General features: G+C 72.5%; 22 protein-coding genes and 1 pseudogene. 13 read left to right on the forward strand and 10 right to left on the reverse strand.

Annotation, left to right across the window (positions count from 1 at the left end):
* Positions 1–56: 56 nt before the first annotated feature.
* A pseudogene (locus tag ABZ783_RS14535) lies at positions 57–197 on the forward strand (WHG domain-containing protein); the annotation flags it as partial.
* Positions 198–301: 104 nt separating this feature from the next.
* Here the strand turns inward: ABZ783_RS14535 and ABZ783_RS14540 are convergent.
* On the reverse strand, positions 302–1,741 hold the full coding sequence (locus ABZ783_RS14540; protein ID WP_357437660.1) for a GuaB1 family IMP dehydrogenase-related protein: 1,440 nt from the start codon (positions 1,739–1,741) through the stop codon (positions 302–304).
* A 78-nt stretch (positions 1,742–1,819) separates the two neighbouring features.
* Positions 1,820–2,416 (reverse strand): LysE/ArgO family amino acid transporter, encoded by a 597-nt coding sequence (locus tag ABZ783_RS14545; protein WP_357437903.1) that lies wholly within the window; start codon positions 2,414–2,416, stop codon positions 1,820–1,822.
* Between the two features lie 78 nt (positions 2,417–2,494).
* Here ABZ783_RS14545 and ABZ783_RS14550 point away from each other — a divergent pair, with 78 nt between their 5' ends.
* A complete protein-coding gene (locus ABZ783_RS14550; RefSeq protein ID WP_357437662.1) occupies positions 2,495–3,391 on the forward strand; it encodes a LysR family transcriptional regulator ArgP in 897 nt (298 codons plus the stop codon).
* 57 nt (positions 3,392–3,448) lie between these two features.
* On the opposite strand, the gene ABZ783_RS14555 is transcribed toward ABZ783_RS14550, so the two are convergent.
* Positions 3,449–5,200: a biotin carboxylase N-terminal domain-containing protein gene (locus ABZ783_RS14555; RefSeq protein WP_357437665.1), complete on the reverse strand. Its 1,752-nt coding sequence runs from the start codon at positions 5,198–5,200 to the stop codon at positions 3,449–3,451.
* A gap of 146 nt (positions 5,201–5,346) precedes the next feature.
* Here ABZ783_RS14555 and ABZ783_RS14560 point away from each other — a divergent pair, with 146 nt between their 5' ends.
* The 4 genes from ABZ783_RS14560 (at position 5,347) to ABZ783_RS14575 (ending at position 9,189) form a co-directional block, all read left to right on the forward strand.
* Positions 5,347–5,958 (forward strand): PadR family transcriptional regulator, encoded by a 612-nt coding sequence (locus ABZ783_RS14560; RefSeq protein ID WP_357437906.1) that lies wholly within the window; start codon positions 5,347–5,349, stop codon positions 5,956–5,958.
* A 120-nt stretch (positions 5,959–6,078) separates the two neighbouring features.
* Positions 6,079–7,038: an ATP-binding cassette domain-containing protein gene (locus ABZ783_RS14565; RefSeq protein WP_357437667.1), complete on the forward strand. Its 960-nt coding sequence runs from the start codon at positions 6,079–6,081 to the stop codon at positions 7,036–7,038.
* A gap of 18 nt (positions 7,039–7,056) precedes the next feature.
* Positions 7,057–7,812 carry an ABC transporter permease gene (locus tag ABZ783_RS14570; protein ID WP_073839888.1) on the forward strand — a complete coding sequence of 252 codons (756 nt, stop codon included), beginning with the start codon at positions 7,057–7,059 and terminating at the stop codon, positions 7,810–7,812.
* A 108-nt stretch (positions 7,813–7,920) separates the two neighbouring features.
* On the forward strand, positions 7,921–9,189 hold the full coding sequence (locus ABZ783_RS14575) for an MFS transporter (protein ID WP_357437671.1): 1,269 nt from the start codon (positions 7,921–7,923) through the stop codon (positions 9,187–9,189).
* A 242-nt stretch (positions 9,190–9,431) separates the two neighbouring features.
* On the opposite strand, the gene ABZ783_RS14580 is transcribed toward ABZ783_RS14575, so the two are convergent.
* From ABZ783_RS14580 to ABZ783_RS14590, 3 genes are read right to left on the reverse strand one after another with little or no spacing between them, the layout of a single operon-like run.
* Positions 9,432–10,085, reverse strand: coding sequence for an O-methyltransferase (locus ABZ783_RS14580; RefSeq protein ID WP_357437673.1), 654 nt, complete (start codon positions 10,083–10,085; stop codon positions 9,432–9,434).
* Positions 10,086–10,094: 9 nt separating this feature from the next.
* Positions 10,095–10,751 (reverse strand): Maf family protein, encoded by a 657-nt coding sequence (locus ABZ783_RS14585; RefSeq protein ID WP_357437676.1) that lies wholly within the window; start codon positions 10,749–10,751, stop codon positions 10,095–10,097.
* Between the two features lie 10 nt (positions 10,752–10,761).
* A complete protein-coding gene (locus ABZ783_RS14590) occupies positions 10,762–11,244 on the reverse strand; it encodes a S8 family serine peptidase (RefSeq protein ID WP_357437679.1) in 483 nt (160 codons plus the stop codon).
* Between the two features lie 877 nt (positions 11,245–12,121).
* Between ABZ783_RS14590 and ABZ783_RS14595 the strand changes: the two genes are divergently transcribed.
* Positions 12,122–12,589, forward strand: coding sequence for a hypothetical protein (locus tag ABZ783_RS14595; protein ID WP_357437681.1), 468 nt, complete (start codon positions 12,122–12,124; stop codon positions 12,587–12,589).
* 74 nt (positions 12,590–12,663) lie between these two features.
* Here the strand turns inward: ABZ783_RS14595 and ABZ783_RS14600 are convergent, their stop codons facing one another.
* Together ABZ783_RS14600 and ABZ783_RS14605 are read right to left on the reverse strand one after the other, a co-directional pair.
* The gene (locus tag ABZ783_RS14600; protein ID WP_357437684.1) at positions 12,664–13,116 is read right to left on the reverse strand and encodes a hypothetical protein; all 453 of its coding nucleotides are present in this window, start codon (positions 13,114–13,116) and stop codon (positions 12,664–12,666) included.
* A gap of 100 nt (positions 13,117–13,216) precedes the next feature.
* Positions 13,217–13,429, reverse strand: a complete 213-nt coding sequence (locus tag ABZ783_RS14605; RefSeq protein ID WP_357437686.1) for an acyl-CoA carboxylase subunit epsilon — start codon at positions 13,427–13,429, stop codon at positions 13,217–13,219.
* A gap of 91 nt (positions 13,430–13,520) precedes the next feature.
* Between ABZ783_RS14605 and ABZ783_RS14610 the strand changes: the two genes are divergently transcribed.
* Positions 13,521–15,518: a protein kinase gene (locus tag ABZ783_RS14610; RefSeq protein ID WP_357437688.1), complete on the forward strand. Its 1,998-nt coding sequence runs from the start codon at positions 13,521–13,523 to the stop codon at positions 15,516–15,518.
* Positions 15,519–15,604: 86 nt separating this feature from the next.
* A complete protein-coding gene (locus ABZ783_RS14615) occupies positions 15,605–15,835 on the forward strand; it encodes a hypothetical protein (RefSeq protein ID WP_357437690.1) in 231 nt (76 codons plus the stop codon).
* Positions 15,836–15,923: 88 nt separating this feature from the next.
* Here the strand turns inward: ABZ783_RS14615 and ABZ783_RS14620 are convergent, their stop codons facing one another.
* Positions 15,924–16,676: a GH25 family lysozyme gene (locus ABZ783_RS14620; protein WP_357437692.1), complete on the reverse strand. Its 753-nt coding sequence runs from the start codon at positions 16,674–16,676 to the stop codon at positions 15,924–15,926.
* Positions 16,677–16,800: 124 nt separating this feature from the next.
* Entirely contained in the window at positions 16,801–17,361 is a 561-nt protein-coding gene (locus ABZ783_RS14625) for a Uma2 family endonuclease (protein WP_357437694.1), read from the reverse strand.
* A 99-nt stretch (positions 17,362–17,460) separates the two neighbouring features.
* On the opposite strand from ABZ783_RS14625, the gene ABZ783_RS14630 reads away from it, so the two are divergent.
* From ABZ783_RS14630 to ABZ783_RS14645, 4 genes are all read left to right on the forward strand, one after another.
* On the forward strand, positions 17,461–18,204 hold the full coding sequence (locus tag ABZ783_RS14630) for a M50 family metallopeptidase (RefSeq protein ID WP_357437695.1): 744 nt from the start codon (positions 17,461–17,463) through the stop codon (positions 18,202–18,204).
* Between the two features lie 112 nt (positions 18,205–18,316).
* The gene (locus ABZ783_RS14635) at positions 18,317–19,300 is read left to right on the forward strand and encodes a 2-dehydropantoate 2-reductase N-terminal domain-containing protein (RefSeq protein ID WP_357437697.1); all 984 of its coding nucleotides are present in this window, start codon (positions 18,317–18,319) and stop codon (positions 19,298–19,300) included.
* Positions 19,301–19,363: 63 nt separating this feature from the next.
* Positions 19,364–19,864: a SigE family RNA polymerase sigma factor gene (locus ABZ783_RS14640; RefSeq protein ID WP_357437699.1), complete on the forward strand. Its 501-nt coding sequence runs from the start codon at positions 19,364–19,366 to the stop codon at positions 19,862–19,864.
* Positions 19,857–20,795 carry a hypothetical protein gene (locus ABZ783_RS14645; protein ID WP_357437702.1) on the forward strand — a complete coding sequence of 313 codons (939 nt, stop codon included), beginning with the start codon at positions 19,857–19,859 and terminating at the stop codon, positions 20,793–20,795. The genes ABZ783_RS14640 and ABZ783_RS14645 overlap by 8 nt, the downstream gene beginning before the upstream one ends.
* Positions 20,796–20,882: the final 87 nt, after the last annotated feature.

Consider the following 20,882-nt stretch of genomic DNA (forward strand, 5'->3'; position numbering starts at 1 on the left):
CCCGGGCCGGGGTGGCACTGCGCGGTCGGGTCGCCGTCCTGGCCACGCCCGCCGCCGACCCGGAGCGGGACGCGCTCGCCGCGTGGTCGATCGGGCACGGCTTCGTCACCCTCTGGCTGGCCGGCGCGCTGCCGCCCAACGCCGGCCCGGACCCGGAATCCGCCGCCCGGTCGGTGATCCGCCGCCTCTTCGAGTAACCCCACCGGAGGCGCGGCCCGCAGTCGTTGATCAAGAGGTTTGCGTCGGCCCCTGGGCTTCCGGCGACGTAAACCTCTTGATCAACTGCGGATCCGGCGGGGAGTTACCAGCTCGTCGGCAGCGGCATGCCCTCGGTGTAGCCGGCGGCGCTCTGCACGCCGACCAGGGCGCGCTCGTGGAACTCCTCCAGGTTGCGGGCGCCGGCGTAGGTGAAGGAGCTGCGGACTCCGGAGATGATCTCGTCGATCAGGTCCTCCACGCCCGGCCGCTCCGGGTCGAGGTACATCCGGGCCGAGGAGATGCCCTCCTCGAAGATCGCCTTCCGGGCCCGGTCGTACGCGCTGTCCTCGCCGGTCCGGGCGCTGACCGCCCGGGCCGACGCCATGCCGAAGCTCTCCTTGTAGCGCCGGCCGTCGGCTTCGGTGTAGAGGTCGCCCGGGGACTCGTAGGTGCCGGCGAACCAGGAACCGATCATCACGTTCGAGGCGCCCGCCGCCAGGGCCAGCGCCACGTCCCGCGGGTGGCGTACGCCGCCGTCGGCCCAGACGTGCCGGCCCAGCCTGCGCGCCGCCGCGGCGCAGTCGAGCACCGCCGAGAACTGCGGCCGGCCGACGCCGGTCATCATCCGGGTGGTGCACATCGCGCCCGGTCCGACGCCGACCTTCACGATGTCGGCGCCCGCCTCGATCAGGTCCCGTACGCCGTCGGCGGTGACCACGTTGCCGGCCGCGACGGGAACCGCCGGGTCGAGCTTGCGGACCGCCCGCAGCGCGGAGATCATCCGCTCCTGGTGGCCGTGCGCGGTGTCCACCACGAGGGTGTCCACCCCGGCCTCCAGCAGCGCGGCGGCCTTGCCGGTCACGTCGCCGTTGATCCCCACCGCCGCCGCGATCCGTAGCCGGCCGCGGTCGTCCACCGCCGGCTTGTAGAGCGTGGCGCGCAGCGCGCCCTGCCGGGTCAGCACGCCGACCAGCCGTCCCTCGGCGTCCACCACGGGGGCGAGCCGGCGCCGGCCCGCGGAGAGCCGGTCGAAACCGGTACGCGGGTCCGCGTCGGCCGGCACGGTGTGCAGTTCGGTCGACATCACGTGCCGGAGCTGGGCGAAGCGGTCGACGCCCACGGTGTCCGCCTCGGTGACCACGCCGACCGGGCGGCCGGCCTCGTCGACCACGATCACCGCGCCGTGTGCGCGCTTCGGCAGCAGGTGGATCGCGTCGCCGACGGTCTCGGTGGGGCCGAGGGTGATCGCCGTGTCGTGCACCAGGTGCCGTTGCTTGACCCAGGCGATGACGTTGGCCACCACCTCGATCGGGATGTCCTGGGGGATCACCGCGATGGCGCCGCGCCGGGCCACCGTCTCGGCCATCCGCCGGCCGGCGACCGCCGTCATGTTCGCCACCACCAGCGGAATGGTGGTGCCGGTGCCGTCGGCCGTGGCCAGGTCGACGTCCAGCCGGGAACCCACCTCGGAACGGTTGGGCGCCATGAAGACGTCGTTGTAGGTCAGGTCGTGCGCGGGGACCGCGCCATGAAGGAACCGCACCGGAACATCATTCCCGCCAGCACCCGTCCGTGCTCGCGATGGTCACGGAAAACACCCCCGGTCGGCCGGGTGGCGGGGTCAGCCGAGCAGCAGCGCCGCGGCGATCACGGTCATCACGACGGCGACCGCGCCGTCCAGCACCCGCCAGGCGGCGGTACGCGCGAGCAGCGGCGCCAGTCGGTGCGCCGCGCCGCCGAGCGCGGTGAACCAGACCACGCTGGCCAGCGCCGCGCCGCCGCCGAACGCCCAGCGCTGCTCGTACTGCTGGGCCACGCCGCCGAGGAGCAGCACGGTGTCGAGGTAGACGTGCGGGTTGAGGTAGGTGAAGGCGAGGCAGGCCAGCACGGTCGCCCGAAGGGTGGCCGGCGGGCGATCAGTGGGGGTGAGGGTGCCGGGGCGCAGCGCCCGGCGGGCGGCGAGCACGGCGTACCCGAGCAGGAAGGCGGCCCCGGTCCAGCGGATGGCGGTCAGCAGGCCCGGCCGGTCCGCCACGGCCGTGCCGAGACCGGCGATGCCCGCCGCGATGAGCAGAGCGTCCGAGGCGGCGCAGGCGACCACCACGGGAAGCACGTGCTCCCGGCGTAGCCCCTGACGGAGCACGAAGGCGTTCTGCGCGCCGATGGCGACGATCAGCGCGAGTGAGACGGAGAACCCGGCGGCGGCGGAGGGGAGCAGGTCAGGCACGGGTCCGACGCTAGAGAACGGTGCCTGTGCAGTCCAACTAATCTTTCTGATGCTTCGTAAGCTTGTCTTATGGAAGGACTCGACACCGCCCAACTCCGCACCCTGGCCGCGGTGGTCGGCGAGGGCAGCTTCGAGGGCGCGGCGCGCGTCCTGCACGTCACCCCGTCGGCGGTGAGCCAGCGGATCCGCGCGCTGGAGGAGGTCGTCGGGCAGGTGCTGGTCCGGCGCAGCCGCCCCTGTCAGGCGACCGGCGCGGGCCAACCGCTGCTCCGGCTGGCCGTTCAGTTGACCCTGCTCGAACGGGAGGCGCTCGCCGAGGCGTGCGGGGCGGTGGACGGAACGGCCGGGCCCATCCGGGTCCCGGTGGTGGTCAACGCCGACTCGCTGGCCACCTGGTTCGTGCCCGCGCTGGCCCGGGTGCCGGCCGAGCTGGCCGTCTGCTTCGACGTACGCCAGGACGACCAGGACCACACCGCCGAGCTGCTGCGCGACGGTGCGGTGCTGGCGGCGGTGACCGCCCAGCGGGAGCCGGTCCAGGGCTGCCGGGTACGCCCGCTCGGCGCGATGCGCTACCGGGCGCTCGCCGCCCCGGCGCTGGTCGCCCGCTGGTTCCCCGACGGGCTGACAGCCGAGGCGTTGGCCACGGCGCCGATGCTCGTCTTCGACCGCAAGGACCAGGTCCAGCACCGCTTCCTGCGGTCGGTGACCGGCCGGGAGCTCGACCCGCCGGTGCACCACGTGCCCTCGGTGCCCGCGTTCAGCGAGACGATCCGGCGCGGCCTCGCCTGGGGGCTGGTCCCGGAGCGGTTGGCCGAGGCGGACCTGGCCGACGGCGCCTGCGTCGACCTCGACCCGGGACGGCACGTCGACGTGCCGCTGTACTGGCAGCACTGGCGGCTGGAGTCACGCGTGCTCGGCGCGCTGACCGACGCGGTCCGCGCGGAGGCGGCCGTCGCGCTCCGCTGAGCCGGCCGGGCTGCGCGATGAGGAGGGGCCACGCGCTGAGGGCGCCCCTCCTGCCGCTCAGGCGATGGTGCAGATCGGGGCGCCGGCGGTGATGACCGCGCCCACCTCGGCGGCGAGGCCGCTGACCGTGCCCGCCTTGTGGGCGTGCAGCGGCTGCTCCATCTTCATCGCCTCCAGCACGACGACCAGGTCGCCCTCGGCAACGGTGTCCCCGTCCGCGACGGCGATCTTGACGATGGTGCCCTGCATGGGGGAGGTGAGGGTGTCGCCGCTGACCGCCGCGCCGGCCTTGGCGCCACCGCCCCGGCGGGCCGGCTTCTTGGCGGCGGGCGCGGCGGCGGCCGTACCCGCGCCGAGGCCGGCGGGGAGGCTGACCTCCAGCCGCTTGCCACCCACCTCGACCACGACGGTCTCGCGCTCGGTCGGGCCCTCGACGGTGCCGGCGGGCGCGGTGAAGGCCGGCACGGTGTTGTCGAACTCGGTCTCGATCCACCGGGTGTGGACGGTGAACGGCTCGGCGGTGAACGCCGCGTCCCGGACCACCAGGCGGTGGAAGGGCAGCGCGGTGGCCATGCCCTCGACCACCATCTCGTCCAGCGCCCGGCGGGCCCGCTCCAGCGCCTCGGTACGCGTCTCGCCCGTGATGATCACCTTGGCGAGCAGCGAGTCGAAGTTGCCGCCGATCACGTCGCCGGCCGAGATGCCGGTGTCCACCCGGACGCCCGGACCGGTCGGCAGCCGCAGCGCAGTGATGGTGCCCGGGGCGGGCAGGAAGTTGCGGCCCGGGTCCTCGCCGTTGATCCGGAACTCGATCGAGTGCCCGCGCGGGGTCGGGTCCTCGGTGAAGCGCAGCTTCTCGCCGTCGGCGATGCGGAACTGCTCGCGGACCAGGTCGATGCCGGCGGTCTCCTCGGTGACCGGGTGCTCGACCTGGAGCCGGGTGTTGACCTCCAGGAAGGAGATGGTGCCGTCGGTGCCGACCAGGTATTCCACCGTGCCGGCGCCGTGGTAGCCGGCCTCCCGGCAGATCGCCTTGGCGCTGGCGTGGATCTGGGTGCGCTGCGCCTCGGTGAGGAACGGCGCGGGGGCCTCCTCGACCAGCTTCTGGTGCCGGCGCTGCAGCGAGCAGTCACGCGTGCCCACCACGATCACGTTGCCGTGCTGGTCGGCGAGGACCTGCGCCTCGACGTGGCGGGGCTGGTCCAGGTATCGCTCGACGAAGCACTCGCCCCGGCCGAACGCGGCGACCGCCTCGCGGGTGGCCGACTCGAACAGGTGCGGGATCTCCTCCATGGTGCGGGCCACCTTGAGGCCGCGCCCGCCGCCGCCGAAGGCCGCCTTGATGGCGACCGGCAGGCCGTGGTCGACGGCGAAGGCCATCACCTCGTCGGCGCTGCCGACCGGGTCCGGGGTGCCGGGGACCAGGGGCGCCCCGGCGCGCTGGGCGATGTGCCGGGCAGTCACCTTGTCACCGAGGTCGCGGATCGCCTGCGGGGTCGGCCCGATCCAGGTCAGCCCGGCGTCGATGACGGCCTGGGCGAAGTCGGCGTTCTCCGAGAGGAAGCCGTAGCCGGGGTGCACCGCGTCGGCGCCGGACTGGGCCGCCACGTCGATCAGCTTGTCGATGCGCAGGTAGCTGTCCGCCGCGGTGTCGCCGCCCAGGGCGTACGCCTCGTCGGCGAGGGTGGCGTGCAGGGCGTCCCGGTCGGAGTCCGCGTAGACGGCGACGCTCCGCAGACCGGCGTCGCGGCAGGCGCGGATGACGCGTACGGCGATCTCGCCGCGGTTGGCGATGAGTACCTTGCGCACCTTGGTGGCTCCTCCCCGGAGGTCGATGCCGGGAGTTTATCGGCCGGCCTGGCGGCCCTAACGATCGCTCAGTGTGGGATGCGGCACTGTCGCACCGCCCCTTAGTCAAATTTGCTTATTACGCTTGTCCGGTGTCGGCAACGCGGATGATGATTCTGGGTCTGGTCAGGTGGATGCAGCCGGTGCACGGCTACGACGTACGCCGTGAGCTGCTGAGCTGGAGCGCGGACAAGTGGGCCAACGTGCAACCGGGGTCGATCTATCACGCGCTGCGCAAACTCGCCGACGAGGGGCTGCTGCGCGCGGTGTCGACCGAGCAGGTCGGCGCTCGTCCGGCCCGCACCACGTACGAGGTGACGGCCAAGGGGGTGGACGAGTTCGAGAGCCTGCTGCGCGCGCAGTGGTGGCAGCTCCACGAGGTGCCGGATCCGTTCGTGGCGGCCTTCTCCTTCCTGCCGGCCATGCCGCGGGACGAGGCGGCGGCGGCGCTGCGGAACCGGGCGAACCTGATCCGGGCCGGCATCGAGTCGATGCGTGCCTCGCTGGAGTCGGACTGGGTGCGCAACTCGAAGCCGGTGCACGTCGGCTGGATGTTCGAGCTGTGGCTGGCCCGGGCCGAGGCCGACATGGCCTGGTGCGCGCGGATCGCCGAGCGGATCGAGTCAGGAGTGTCGTACCTGCCCGCTTCCATTGAGCAGGCTGCGGAGTGGTCCGAGTGGAAGGACCGGGCGGCACCTCGGGACGACGACGCGAAATAATCAACGTTGACCACGCGAGCTATATCGCGTTAGTGTCGGCGTGAACCGCGGGGAGTGGTGTGTCCTCCCTGTGGACGATCGGTGGCCGGTCACGTCCGGCCCGGACGACCAGGAGCAGAGATGATCGAGACCAGGGGGCTGCGGAAGTCGTTCCGCTCCCGCGCGGGTCGCGAGACGAAGACCGTGGACGCGGTTCGGGGCGTCAACCTCGACGTCGCCGAGGGGGAGATCTTCGGCTTCCTCGGCCCGAACGGCGCCGGCAAGACCACCACGCTGCGGATGCTCGCCACGCTCATCGAGCCCGACGGTGGCGAGGCCACCATCGCCGGGGCGGACCTGCGCAAGGATCCGGCCGAGGTGCGCCGCCGGATCGGCTACGTGGCCCAGGGCGGCAGCACCTGGGACGAGTCCACCGCCCGCGAGGAGCTGGTGCTGCATGCCCGGCTCTACGGCATCTCCAAGGCCGAGGCGCACCGCCGCGCCGCCCGCGCCCTGGACGCCTTCCAGCTCAGCGACTACGCGGACCGCAAGTGCAAGACCTACTCCGGCGGCCAGCGCCGGCGGGTCGAGATCGCGCTCGGCATCATCCACGAGCCGAAGATCGTCTTCCTGGACGAGCCGACCACCGGCCTGGACCCGCAGAGCCGGGCGCACATGTGGGACGAGATCCGCCGGCTGCGCGCCGAGGGGATGACGGTCTTCATCACCACGCACTACCTCGACGAGGCGGACGCGCTCTGCGACCGGATCGCGATCATGGACCACGGTGAGGTGGTCGCCGAGGGCACCCCGGCCGAGCTGAAGCGGGAGATCTCCGGCGAGGTGGTGCTCGTCGGCCTCGACGCCGCGGCCACCCCGCGCGCCGCCGAACTGCTCGACACCGAGGCGTACGTCAACAAGCTGGAGACCGTCGACGAGGGTGGCCTGCGTCTCTACGTCGACGAGGGGGCCACCGCCATCCCGCAGGTGCTGCGCCGCCTCGACGGCGCCGGACTGGACCTGCGCTCCATCGAGCTGCACCGCCCCAGCCTCGACGACGTCTTCCTCACCAAGACCGGCCGCTCGCTGCGCGAGTCCTGACCAACCGGAGAAGCTGTCATGAAATTCGCCCGCGACACCTGGCTGATCTTCCAGCGCCAGTTCCAGCTGCTGCTCCGCAACCCGGTCTGGCTCTTCGTCGGCGTCTTCCAGCCGGTGATGTACCTGCTGCTCTTCGCCCCGCTGCTCAAGGCGGCGCTGAACGCGCCGACCCAGGCCGCGGCGTACAAGATCTTCGTCCCCGGCCTGCTGGTGCTGCTGGCCATCTTCGGCGGCCTGTTCCAGGGCTTCGGCCTGATCGCCGAGCTGCGCGCCGGGGTCATCGAACGGTCCCGGGTCACCCCGGTCAGCCGGCTCGCCCTGCTGCTCGGCCGTTCGCTGCGGGACGTGGTCTCGCTGATCGCGCAGGCGATCATCATCACGCTGCTGGCGCTCCTGTTCGACCTGCGCGTCTTCATCGGCTACCTGCTGCTGGCGTACCTGATGCTGGCCCTGATCGCGCTGATGACCTCGGCCGTCTCCTACGGCGTCGCGCTCAAGGTCAAGAGCGAGGACGCGCTCGCCCCGCTGATGAACACCGTCGCCCAGCCGGTGCTGCTGCTCTCCGGCATCCTGCTGCCGCTCGCCCTGGCCCCCGGCTGGCTCCAGGGCATCGCCAACTGGAACCCGTTCTCCTGGGCGGTCGACGGGGTCCGTGCGCTCTTCGCCGGTGACCTGAGCAACGACAAGGTCTGGCAGGGGCTGACGATCATCGCGGTGCTCGCCGTCGCCGGGGTGGTCTGGGCCGCGCGCCAGTTCGCCCGCAGCGTCCGCTGACCCGACGAGAGCTGCCTCTCACCAGAGGTGGGGCGCCGGCCCGACGCGCGTAGCGTAAGGCCAGTGCTAAGGCCAGTGCCCCACCTCAGCCGTGACAAGACGACCTGGTTGACCTATGCCCAGCTGGGGCTCTGGGGCTTCTTCCTCTACGGCTTCGGCCCGGTCGTACCGCTGCTCCGCGACGAACAGGGAACCAGCGCCGCCGTCGCCGGCCTGCACAGCACCGGCATCGCCGTCGGCGCGATCCTCGGCGGGGCCCTCTTCGCACCGGCCGCCCGCCGCCTCGGCCGCGGCCCGGCCACCTGGCTCGGCCTCGCCGGCGTGGCCGTCGGCGTCACCGCCCTCGGGCTGCTGCGCCCACTGCCCGCCACCCTCGCCGCCGTCGCGGTGATCGCGACCTTCGGCATGATGGTGATCAGCGGGGTCAGCGTGCTGCTCACCGCCCACCACGGGCCGGCCGCGCCCGCCGCGCTCACCGAGGCCAACGCCGTCGGCGCCGGCATGGGCGTCCTCGCCCCGCTGGTCATCGGCGCCACCGTCAACGCCGGTCTGGGCTGGCGGCCGGTGCTGGCCGTCGAGGTCGGGCTGATCGCGCTGGTCGCCCTCGCCGCCCTGACCTTCCGGGTACGCCTGCCGAAGGGCGACCCCGCTGCCGCGGCTGCCGCCGACCCGGTCGGCGTGACCGCCCCGGCCGCCGCCGACGCGGTCGTGCCCTCCTCGGCGGCCGATCCTGCGCTGGTCGCCCCGGCTCCCGCCGCACTGGACGAGCGTGCCGGTGACCGGGCGGCGCACCGGCTGCCCCGGGCGTACTGGATCGCCTGGGTGCTCATGTCGGTCACCGGCTCGATCGAGGTGTGCCTGTCGCTCTGGACCGCCGACGTGCTCCGTACCCACGCCGGGCTCGGCGCCGGCGGCGCCTCGGCGGCCGTCGCCGCGATCGTCTGCGGGATGTTCGTCGGCCGGGTGGTCGGCGGCCGGTTCGCGCTGCGCTGGCCGCCGGTGCCGCTGCTGCTCGCCGCGCTGACCATCTCCCTGGTCGGGTTCCTCGTCTTCTGGTCCGCCCCGGTGGGCTGGCTGGCGGTCACCGGCCTGGTCGTGCTCGGGCTGGGCAACGCCCTGCACTACCCGCTGGCGCTCTCCATCGCCCTCGCCGCCGCCGGGCCGGGCGCGGACAAGGCGGCCGGCTGGTCGTCGTACTCGATGGGGGTGGGCTTCGGGATCGCGCCCGTCGCCCTCGGCTGGGTGGCCGACGGCATCGGACCGCACCTGGCCTTCCTGCTGCTGCCCGGCTTCATCGCCGCCGCCGTGCTGCTCACCCTGCGGCTCGGCCGGGCGCTGCGCGCCCCGGCCGCCACCCCCCAGCCGCTCGCCGCCTGACCGCCCCTCGTCGGCGTCGGCCCCCGTCGCCGGCGCCCTCGCTGCTGCCGGCCCAGGTCGCCGATATGGCGGTATCGCGAGCCGGCGGACACCGCGACTTCGCCGACCTCGCGTGCGCCGGCCCACGTCGCCGAGGTGGCGGTATCGCGGGGCGATGCACCACAGGAGCCGTCCAGTTCGCCGAGGTGGCGGTTTCCGGTGGGTCGGGACACCGCCAGCTCGGCGATCCGGCGGGTCGCGTCTCAGCGCACGCGGGCGAGGCTGACGCCGTCGGCGATGGGCAGCATGACCACCTCGACGCGGACATCGGCCAGAATCTCGTCGTTGAACGCGGCGATGGCCCGGTCGTCGGCATTCTCCGGGGCGAGCACCCGGCCACCACGCAGGGTGTTGTCCACCGCGATGACCCCGCCCGGCCGCATCCGGGGCACCAACTCGTCCCAGTACACCGGGTAGCCGACCTTGTCCGCGTCGATGAACGCGAGGTCGAGATGCCGCTCCTGGGGCAACTCCCGCAGCCGGTCCGCGGCCGGGCCGATCCGCAGGTCGATCCGGTCCTGCACACCGGCCCGCGCCCAGTACCGCCGGGCGATGCCGGTGTACTCCTCGGAGATGTCGAAGCAGGTCAGCCGGCCGCCATCGGCGAGCCCGCGGGCGATCGCCAGCGCGGACAGCCCGGTGAACGTGCCCACCTCCACGGCCCGCCGCACGTCGAGCAGTCGGGTCAGGAAGGTCAGGAACGCGGCCTGCTCCGGCGCGACCTGCATGCCGGCCTGCTCCGGCAGGGCAGCCCGGGTCTCCTCTGTCAGTTCACGGACGATCTCGTCCGGCGTCGACCCGTGCGCGACGAGGTACGCGTGCAGTTCCGGAGTGAGCGGCAGCGGTTTGGTGGTCATGACCGGACGTTAACCGAGATGCTCGATCTCCTGGCCGCCAGGCGCGACCTTCGTCCACAGGTCGGTGACACTCAGCTCCAGTTCGCCGAGCAGACTGCGCAGCAGCGGCAGGCTCAACCCCACCACCGTGCCCGGGTCGCCCTCGATGCCGGTCAGGAACGCGCCGCCCAGCCCGTCGATGGTGAACGCCCCGGCCACCGCCAGCGGCTCGCCCGTCGCCACGTACGCGGCGATCTCCTCGTCGCTGATGTCCGCGAAATACACCGTGGTCGACGCGACCGCCTCCGCCCGCGACTCGTTGCGCACGTCGATCAGGCAGTGCCCGGTGTGCAGCACCCCGCTACGCCCGCGCATCCGCTCCCAGCGGCGGGTGGCGTCCGCCGCGTCCGCCGGCTTGCCCAGAATCTCCCCGTCGAACGCCAGCACCGAGTCGCAGCCGAGCACCAGCGTCCGCTCATCCGGCGTGACGCGCAGCCGACCCCGCACCGCCTGCGCCTTCAGCCGGGCCAACTCCAGGCACAACTCCTCCGCCCGGTCGCTGACCACCTGTGACTCGTCGACGCCGCTGACCAGCACGTCGGGTTCGATCCCGGCAGCCTGGAGCAGCTTGCGGCGGGCGGGGCTCTGCGAGGCGAGTACGAGGCGCAGCGGCATGGAGGTCGACACGTGAGCGACGCTACCGGCTGATCCGCGGCGGCGGGTCGTCGGCACGTCGACGCCGCCGCCACACCAGATAGCCACCGCCCGCCGCCAGCAGGACGCCCAGCGTCGCCAGGCCACGCGCGGTCGCACCGCCGTCCCCGCCCTCATCCTCCGGCGCCGCCCTGGTCGGCACGGGCGCGGTCGCCGCCGTCGACCCGAAACCCAGCGGAGGTACGTCCGCCGTGAGCGCCGCGACCAGGTCGATGACGCCGTAGCCGTACTCGTCGTCCCGGCCGGGCGGCCCCTTGTCGATCGCGGTGGCGGTCAGCCGGTGCGCGACCTCCTCAGCGGGGAGGTTGGGGTACTTGGACCGGATGAGCGCAGCGGCCCCAGCAACGATCGCTGTCGCATCAGAAGTGCCAGTCCCAGATGCCATTGATTTTGTCGAACCGTTGCAGTGCCAGGCGATGAGGGAGTCGCGAAGGCGGGCGGCGTCGAGGTAAGCGCTATTGCACATATAGCTGATATGGCGGCGTCTTGAGTTCTAGGGCCCTTCACCTATCAAACCCCATGGCCGGACCGGGATCGATGGGGCCCTTGTCATCCGGTGGATTGACGACAGGCGGTACCCCTTTGTCGGTCTCCCATGGATTATCCGGATCCCATGGTCGAGGGCAACCGTCCCCGCGAGATCCCTGCGGCAAACGAGAGGGGGTGCCAACACCTCCCGGATTAACTGAGCCGGGCGATCCCCCGATGGGAGTGATGCCATGCGGTCCCGCAAGTTGCGAAGCTCTCCCCGCGCCTGGGCGGGAACCAGCGGCACCTGACGGCGCGGTCCCTGCGCCGCCGCCACCGATGACTCCGCCAACCGGATTTGTACGACGCGGAGGTACAGCCGCTCCTGGGTGGCCAAGGCTGTTCCCAAGCGCGCCGCCGATCAGTCCACCAGGCGGTAGGCCCTTAACCGGGCTGGCAGAGGTGAGACCCTTCGCGCTTTCTGCAGTTGGCCGGCTCATGGGCCCACTCAGTTCGCGGAACTGGCTTGGCGACGTCGGGCGGCCTGGGGAACCTGGGAACGTTGGAGGGGATGGTGGGGCGCCGACGCTTGGCTGAGACGGCGATGTTGACGGTATGAGAGGGGCTGCGCCTGGGTTAGCCGGTGCTAGCCCTGCTCCTGCCCCGCCAAGGATGGGACCGATGCCGGGTGCGACAGGAGTAGATACGGGCTGCCCTCCCGACGTTCGCGGGTTAACGCGACCTGCAGTGCTGGAGGCTGCGATTGGCACAGGCACCACCGGGGGGATGACAGGAGGCTGCGCTGAAGGCTCTGATGGCCCTGCTGAATGATCGATGCTTGGCCACGTACGTGGTGGGGGTTGGCGGAGCATTACTTGGGCTTGTTGGAGTTCGTCGCTCAACCCCGTCATCAACCCCCGCGCCTGCACGTTCAGCCGTTCCAGGTCCGCGTCCGTCACCGGCGGCTGCTGTGGCAGGCGGCTGCCGGCTACGGCCTTCGGGTCGGCGAGCGTCGCCTCGTACGCCTGCTTCTGCTGGAGCTTGGCCGCGTACTCGTCGTAGAGCGGCTTGAGTTCGGCCCGGGTGCTGCCGATGGCGCGGGTGGCGGCGGCGAGCGCGTCGTAGTTCGCGGCCGCGGCATCGTGGGTGCGCTGCACCTTGTCGATGAGCTGGTCCAGCTCGCCGAGGTACGCGCGCGCGGCGGCGTTGGTGTCCGGCGGCCATGCCTCGGCGAGGCCGCGACGGTATTCCTGCAACCGCCCGAGGTGGGCCAGGGCGAGGTCGCAGACCTTGCGCCAACCGGCGACCTGCTTCCACTGCCCGCTGGTGTCCTGGTCCTGTAGGCAGGCCCACATGCTGAGCACGTCCATCAGGTGCCAGTCGGTGAGCCCGGAGGTGCGCCCGCCGCCCCGTTCGATCACGGCAGCACCACCGGCCGGTCGTCATCGGCCGTGGGGTCGGTGAGCGTCGGCAGTGGGCGGCTCCCGCCGCCGGCGGAGCGGGCGAGGGCCTCCTGCACGTCCGCGACCCGGGCGGACGAGAACGCGTCGGCGTCGGAGTACCTGGTGGCGATCAGGTGTGCGGCGCCGGCCAGGTGGCCGGTGGCGGGCACCAGGCCCCAGACCACTTCGGCGGTCGCCGTCTGCGTCTCGTGGTGCGCCTGGAGGAACTGCACCAGCTCGATGAAGGCGTCGGCGGGGTTGGGGACGGCCGCCTTCATGTCGTCGGCGATGTACGACAGGTGTGGGGCGTAGTTGCGGACGACCTCGTCCTGGAGACGGTCGGCGAACTCGCGCATCTGCCGGATGTCCGCCTCGATGCCGCCGTAGCCACGCAACCAACCCGCTGGCTGGCTCTCCTCGGGGATCATCGACCCTCCCTGCCTGTCACCGCACCGTCTCCGTGAGTGAGGTTAATGGCTCACCGCGGATCTTGGCAGTCCCGCCCGCGTGGTCGTACCCCGGGAAGGGTCAGCGGGGGAGGCCGGAGGCGCGCCACGCGCCCGGGCCCGCGACGAGCGCGGCGCCCGCCGGACGGGCGCTGCGCGTCCACTGCGACACGGCGGCCGGGGCGGGGGTGGCGGCCGGCCGGGTCCGGACCACGAGCGCCCCGACCAGGGCGGCCAGCTCCTCGGCGGTGGGCACCCCGCGGACGATCCGGAACAGCGGCTCATCGGCAGACATGGCCCAAGGGTACGCGTCGAGAACTTGACCTTCGCCGCACAGTGGCGTGCCGGCGGTGTGACCGTCGGAGCAGCCGGGTACCGTCTCAGCGATGTCTGACGCGCTTCCCCAACTCGTTGCTGACCGGTATCGGCTCATCTCGCCGCTCGGCCAGGGCGGCATGGGTCGGGTGTGGAAGGCGCGTGACGAGGTGCTGCACCGGGACGTGGCCATCAAGGAGCTCGTCCCGCCACCGAGCCTCACCCCGGAGGAGCGCCGCGAGATGCGGGAACGCTCGCTGCGGGAGGCGCGGGCGATCGCCCGGCTCAACAACATCAACGTGGTCCGCATCTTCGACGTGCTGCGCACCGACGGCGACCCGTGGATCGTCATGGAGTACGTGCCGTCCAGGTCGTTGCAGGACACCATCGCCGAGGACGGTCCGGTGTCCACGGCCAAGGCCGTCCAGATCGGCCTCGGGGTGCTGGGCGCGCTGAAGGCCGCGCACAAGGCCGGCATCATGCACCGCGACGTCAAGCCGGGCAACGTGCTGCTCGGCAACGATGGCCGGGTGGTGCTCACCGACTTCGGCCTGGCCACGATCCCCGGGGACCCGAACGTGACCCGCACCGGCATGGTGCTCGGTTCGCCCGCGTACATCGCGCCGGAGCGGGCGCGGGACGGCACCGCGGGGCCGGAGGCCGACCTCTGGTCGCTGGGCGCGACCCTCTACGCGGCGGTCGAGGGCAAGTCGCCCTACGCCCGGCCGTCGGCGATCGCCACCCTGGCCGCACTCGCCACCGAGCCGTTGCCGCCGCCGAAGAACGCCGGGCCGCTCAAGCCGGTCCTGCAGGGCCTGCTGCGCAAGGACCCGGCCGAGCGGATCACCGCCGAGGTGGCGGAGCGCCTGCTCCGCAAGGCTGCCGGGCGGCGCGCGAAGAGCATCTCGCTGCTGGACGGCGTACGCCGGCCCGGGCCGAACGGTCCGCGCGAGCCGCGCCCGCCGCTGGTCCCGGGGCCGCGTCCGGTCGACGGCCGCGCCGAACGGTCGTCCACCCCGACCCCGCGCAAGCCCAACCTAGGCCCGGCCGCTGCCGCGGGCGCGGCCGCCGCCACCGCGAAGGTTTCCGGCGGCGCGGAGGCGGCCACCGCGAAGCTGACCCCGCCGGTCGCCGAGCCGACCGCGAAGCTCGATCCCACGCCGGGGCCCGCCCTCGACGAGACGAGGGTGGACGGACCGGATCCGGCCGCCGGCGAGACCCGGGTGGACGGAACCGATCCGGCCCTCGACGAGACGCAGGTGGACGGCGAGCCTGTCGCCGACGACCGGGCGGAGCCGCCGGCCCCGCCGAAGAATCCGACCTCGGTCCTGGCGGCGCCGGTGAGTCCGGCGCCGTCGACCGGCCGGGCCGCGGTCGTCCCGGGTACGAAGCCGGAGCGCAACCGCCGCAACCTGCTGATCGGTGCACTGGTCGCGGTGCTGCTGATCGGCCTCGCGGTGGCCGTGCCACTGCTCAACAGCGGTGACGACGGCGGTGACGGTGGCCAGCCGAGCGCCGCCACCTCGGCAGCCGCACTGCCGCCCCCGACCAGCACCGGGCCGACCTCGGCCGCCCCGAGCAGCGCCACGCCCAGCCCGACCCCGTCGACGACTCCCTCGGCCTCCGCCGGCACCCTGCCCGCCGGCTGGCGTTTCTACACCGGCCCGAACGGCTTCCAGGTGGCGCTACCGGCCGGTTGGCGGAGCAGCCCCGGTAAGAACTCGGTGACGTTCTCCGACCCCACTGATGGGCGACGGCTGTTCATGCAGTGGACCGACTCGCCGAAGAAGGACGCGTACACCGACTGGAAGAAGCAGGAACCCGCCCGGCACAACTACGTCAGCAACTACAAGTACCTGGATATCACTCGTTGCGACTACTACGTGACCTGTGCCGACTGGGACTGGTTGGAGACCCGGAACGGGACCCGGTACCACGTCCGCAACCGGGGTGTGGCCACCTCCAGCAACCGGGGCTACGCCCTCCGCTGGGAGGTGCCGGAGAAGGACTGGGCGGCCAACCTGGCCAACTGGGACGTGATCACCAAGAACTTCAAGCCGGACCGCTGAGCCGGGGAAGTTCCAGGGCCGGCTCATTCGCATGGCCTTCCGTCGTACGGGGTAGTGGAAGTTGCGACGACGGAAGGAGGTACGACATGGGTTACCGACACAGGGACACCGGGCCCCGGCTGGCACTGTGGATGCTGGTCGCGCTCGGGGACATCGTCCTGCTGCTGGTGAGCGCCGGCCTTGCCGCGCCGGTCGCGGTGCTCGCGGTCGTGGCTCTCGTCGTCGCGGGGGTGGTGACCTGGCGGCTGGCCCGGCGTACCACCCTGGCCGGGCGGGATGTGCTTCCCGTGCCGGCCGGCACGCGACGCCGGGCCTGACCGGGCGCCACAGACGACATCGGCGGCAGCCGGACGGGCTGTCACGTGACAGCCGGTCCCGCTGCCGCCGACCTGTTCGTGAGGGCCGTCAGGTGTTGTTGGCCAGCGCGATCAGGCGGGTCCGGTCACCGTTCCAGTAGTTGCGGTCCACGTTGCCGCTGATCCCGGAGACGCTGCCGGTGCTGGTGTACTGCCAGAAGCTCCAGAACGGGGCGCCGGCCGGCAGGGTGCCGGGCGTGCTCGCCCAGCGGGCCAGCCAGAGCGGGTGGTTGGCCCACGGTCCCGTCCAGCTGCCGGTGCACTGGTTCCACCAGCTCGTGGTCGTGTAGATGACCGCGTACCGGCTGGTCCGGGACTTGTAGGTGTTGAGGAAGTCCTGGATCCAGTTGCGCATGCCAGTGGTGCTCAGGCCGTAGCAGTAGCCGCCGCTGTACGGGTTGGCCTCCATGTCGAGCGCGGCGGGCAGGGTGCGGCTGTCAGCCGACCAGGCGCCGCCGTTGCTGGCCAGGAAGTTGGCCTGGGTGGCCCCGGAGGAGATGTTAGGCCGGGCGAAGTGGTACGCCCCGCGGATCACGCCCGCGTTGTACGCGCCGACGTAGTTGGCGCCGAACCTCGGGTCCTTGTAGGTGGTGCCCTCGGTGGCCTTGATGAAGGCGAACTGGATGCCGGCGTTCCGGACACTGGTCCAGTTGATGCTGCCTTGGTAGTTCGAGACGTCGATGCCGGGGGTGGTGGCGGCCGTTGCCGGTCCGGCGGTGGCGACGAGGGCCGCCATCGCGGTGGCGGCGACGGTGAGGCCGGCGGCGAGCAACCGGCGTACGGAGAGCCTGCTACGAGCCATTGATCCCTCCAGAGATGGACGTTGACTTATATCCATACTTGGAGGTAAGTGCCTGGCATCGCAAGGGGACTTAAAGAAATTTTCATTGACGGTCATCATCGCTTCGCTGGCCGGTCAGGGCCGGTCAGCGCAGTGTGGCAGGGTCCAGTGCCCAGCGGAACGGCTCGGTGAGCGCGAGCGTCTCGCCAACCTTGGCCACCTGGTCCTCCACGTAGTGGCCGTTGTCGAGCCGGTACAGCCGCAGCGCGTGGCTCTCGCCGTCCTGCTCCACGAGCAGGTACCAGGGAATCCGGGCGATGGCGTAGAGCTGCATCTTGACCAGGCGGTCGGCGGCGGCGTTCCCGGGCGAGACGATCTCGCAGGCCAGCCTGACCTCGCCTGCCTCGACGACCGTGCCCTCGTCGTCGGTGTCCGCCACGACGAGGTCCGGAATGACGATCCGATCGGCCCTGAGCCGGACATTCACGGCCTCGAAGACCAACAGCCCGTCCGGCGCGACCGCCGACTCAGCCGAGTTGGCGAGGCGACGCGAAACGGTCTGGTGCCGCTTGCTCGGGGCAGGGCTTACGATCAGGCTCCCGTCGAGCAGTTCGATCCGGTTACGGCTCTCGCCCATGGCGAAGTAGTCGGCCTCCGTCCAGAGGCCGACATGCTGGTCAAAGGGCTCAAGGGGGGCCGCGCTCACCGCGTTCGCCTCCCGTTCCGTTCGCCACCCGGTCAGTCTCACACGATACGAGGCCGCGCCCGCCGACCGGCACAGCTCGGGCCGGTAGGCTGCCCGCCCATGCCCCTCATCGACGGCCTCACCACCCTCTGGGACAAGCTGTTGAGCGCGCAGCCCGACCCGCCGCCCCTGCTCGTGCTGGTCACCGCCGCCGTCGCGCTGGCGGTGGTCGCCACCCGGGTGCCCTGGCGGATCGCCCGCAACGCGGTGACCATCGCGCACGAGGGCGGCCACGCGCTGACCGCGCTGCTGACCGGTCGGAAGCTGCGCGGCATCCGGCTGCACTCGGACACCTCCGGCCTCACCCTCTCCGCCGGCCGCCCCACCGGGCCGGGCATGATCTTCACCCTGCTCTCCGGGTACGTCGCCCCGTCGCTGGTCGGCCTCGCCGGGGCGTGGCTGCTCGCCGGCAACCGGATCACCCTGCTGCTCTGGGTCGCGGTGGTGCTGCTGCTGGCCATGCTGGTGATGATCCGCAACGTCTTCGGCGTGCTGTCGCTGCTGGCCACCGGCGGAGTGGTGCTGGCGGTGTCCTGGTACGCGTCGCCGCAGGTGCAGGCGGCCTTCGCCTGGGCGTCGGTCTGGTTCCTGCTCCTCGGCGGCGTACGACCGGTGGTCGAGCTGCAACGGCTGCGCAGCCGGGGGCGGATGCCCGAGTCCGACGCCGACCAGCTCGCCCGGCTCACCCCGTTCCCGGCGCTGTTCTGGGTGACGGTCTTCGCCCTGGTCAACCTGGCCGTCCTGGTCGGCGGCGCGCTGCTGCTCGCCGGTCCGATCCTCACCGACGCGGGCGTCACCCGGTAGCGACGCCGGGCCGTTGGCCACGCGACGGCGGGACGTCGACGGCGCGGACACCGGCCAGCGCTGGCTGGCCCACCTCGCCACGGCAGGGTGACCCGGGAGGCAGAATCAGACCGTGCGATACGTGATCATCGGAGCGGGCGCGGTCGGCGGCACCATCGGCGTACGGCTGGGCGAGGCCGGCCGCGACGTGACGCTGGTGGCCCGCGGCGCGCACCTGGACGCGATCCGGGAGCGGGGGCTGGTCCTGCGGACGCCGGACGGTACGGTGACCAGCCGGCTGCCCGCCGTGGCCGGGCCGGCCGATCGGCCGCTGCCGGCCGACACCGTGCTGGTGCTCACGGTCAAGTCGCAGGACACCGAGGCGGCGCTGGCGACCTGGGTGGACACCCCGGTCGAGGGCGGCGGCACGGCGGGAGAACGGCTGCCGATCGTCCTCGCCCAGAACGGCGTCGCCAACGAGCGGGCCGCCCTGCGCCTCTTCGCCCGGGTGCACCCGGTCTGCGTCTGGCTGCCCGCCACCCACCTGGAACCAGGTGTGGTGGTCGCCAACGGGCACCCGCACCCGGGGATGCTGCACCTGGGCCGATACCCGTCCGGATCGGACGACACCAGCCGGGCGGTGGCCGCCGACCTGGCCGCTGCCGGGTTCGTCGCGCCGGTTCGTGACGACGTGATGCGCTGGAAGTACGGCAAGCTGCTCGGCAACCTCGGCAACGGCCTCCAGGCGCTGCTCGGCTCGGACATCCCCGAGCCGCTCGCCGCCCGGGTACGCGCCGAGGGCGAGGCCACGCTCGCCGCCGCCGGCATCGCGCACACCACCCCGGCGGAGGAGGCCGCGGAGCGGGGCGACCGGGTGCGGCACCGGCCCGTCGACGGTGCGGAGCGGGCCGGCGGCTCCACCTGGCAGAGCCTGGCCCGGGGCGCGGGCTCGGCCGAGGCCGACCAGCTCAATGGGGAGATCGTGCTGCTCGGCCGGCTGCACGGCGTGCCGACCCCGGCGAACGCGGCGGCCCAGGCCGCAGTCCGCCGGGCCGCCCGCGAGCGCATCCCGGCCGGCGGCTTCCCGCTCACCGAGCTGGAGAAAATGGTCGGCTGACCGGGCAACCGCACCGCCGATCCCAGGCGTCTCACCTGCGACCGCCACGGGGGAGGTAGCAGCGTGCCGGACGTCGACGGGTTCGACGAGTTCTACCGCGGCAGCCGGCAACGGCTGCTCGGCTTCGTCTACGTGCTCACCGGCAACCTTGCCGAGGCCCAGGATGCCGTGCAGGAGGCGTACATCCGGGCCTGGCAGCGCTGGTCGACGGTGAGCGGGTACGACGACCCGGAGGCGTGGGTGCGGGTGGTGGCCAGCCGGATCGCGGTGAGCCGGTGGCGCAGCCTGCGCAGCCGCGCCCGGGCGTACCTGCGGCACGGGGCGGAGGAGAGCGTCGCGCCGCCCAGCGCCGACACTGTCGAGGTGGTGGCCGCGCTGCGTCAGCTGCCCGAGGAGCAGCGCACGGCCATCGCGCTCTACTACCTGCTCGGCATGCCGGTCGCCGAGGTCGCCCGGGAGACGGCGGCTCCGGTCGGCACGGTGAAGGCGCGACTCTCCCGGGGGCGCGCCGCGCTCGCCGGGCTGCTCGCCGTCGTGGATGTGGAGGAGGCCGCCGATGCGTGACGACGACCTGGCATTCGTCGAACTGGTGCAGCGCGAGTTGGGGGACGTCCGCTGGCCCGAGCCGATCGAGATCCGGGCCCGGGCCCGGCGCCGCAGCCGGCGTACGGCGGTGGCGGCCCTGGCCGTGCTCACGGTCGCCTCGGCCGCCGCGGTCGTGGTGGCGGCCCGCCCCGACCCGGCCGAGCCGCCGTCCATCGTTGCCGGGCCGCCGCCCGCGTCCGGTCCGTGGTCCGCTCCACCGGCGACCGGAGAGCCCGAACCGACCCCACCACGGCGTTCGCCGATGGCCTCGCCCGCCGCCGAGGTCCCGCTGGACGTGCTGCTGCAACCCACCGACGTCAAGGCGAAGACCGAGGCCCCGTTGACCGAGGCGGGTCTCGGCGAGGGGGTTCAGCTGGATGCGATGCTGCTGTACTGCCGCAAGCTGCAGGGGCAGCCGGCCGACTGGGAGCCGTCCCGCTACTCCCGCTCGCTGACCCTGCTGCGGAACCGGCCGGGCGAGGCCGAGCAGCCACCGAGTGACGTCCTGCTCAACCAGGACGTCTACCGCGTCGCGCCGGACGTGGCCCAACGGATCTTCGCCGAGATGGCCGAGGTGCTCGCGCCCTGCCGCCAGTGGCGGTCCAGCGGTCCGATCCTGTGGCAGGGAAAGACGATCAGCGCGCAGGCCGTGCACTCCTGGGAGGAGGTCGACCGGAACTTCGCCGGCGACGAATCGGTGCTGCTGCGGCACACGGTGACCCAGGCCCGGAACCTGGACACCGGAAAGCCGCTGGGCGAGGTGCCCGAGCCCGACAGCACCGCAGTCGTCCGGGTCGGCGACCTGATCTCGGTCATCAGGGTTGGCGGTGCCGGCGCCGAATCCGAGCTGCGCCGCCTGGCCGGGGTCGCCGCGGACCGGATGTGCGCCGCCGCCAACCCCCGCTGCTGACCACCTCAAGATCCGCGCGACTCCGGGGAAACCCCGTGCCCAAGCGGGTGGGAGCTGACTTTCCCGAAGTCGCGCGGACCAGGCGGA

This window comes from Micromonospora sp. NPDC047738, from assembly GCF_040642675.1.
In the GTDB taxonomy this organism is placed as follows: domain Bacteria; phylum Actinomycetota; class Actinomycetes; order Mycobacteriales; family Micromonosporaceae; genus Micromonospora.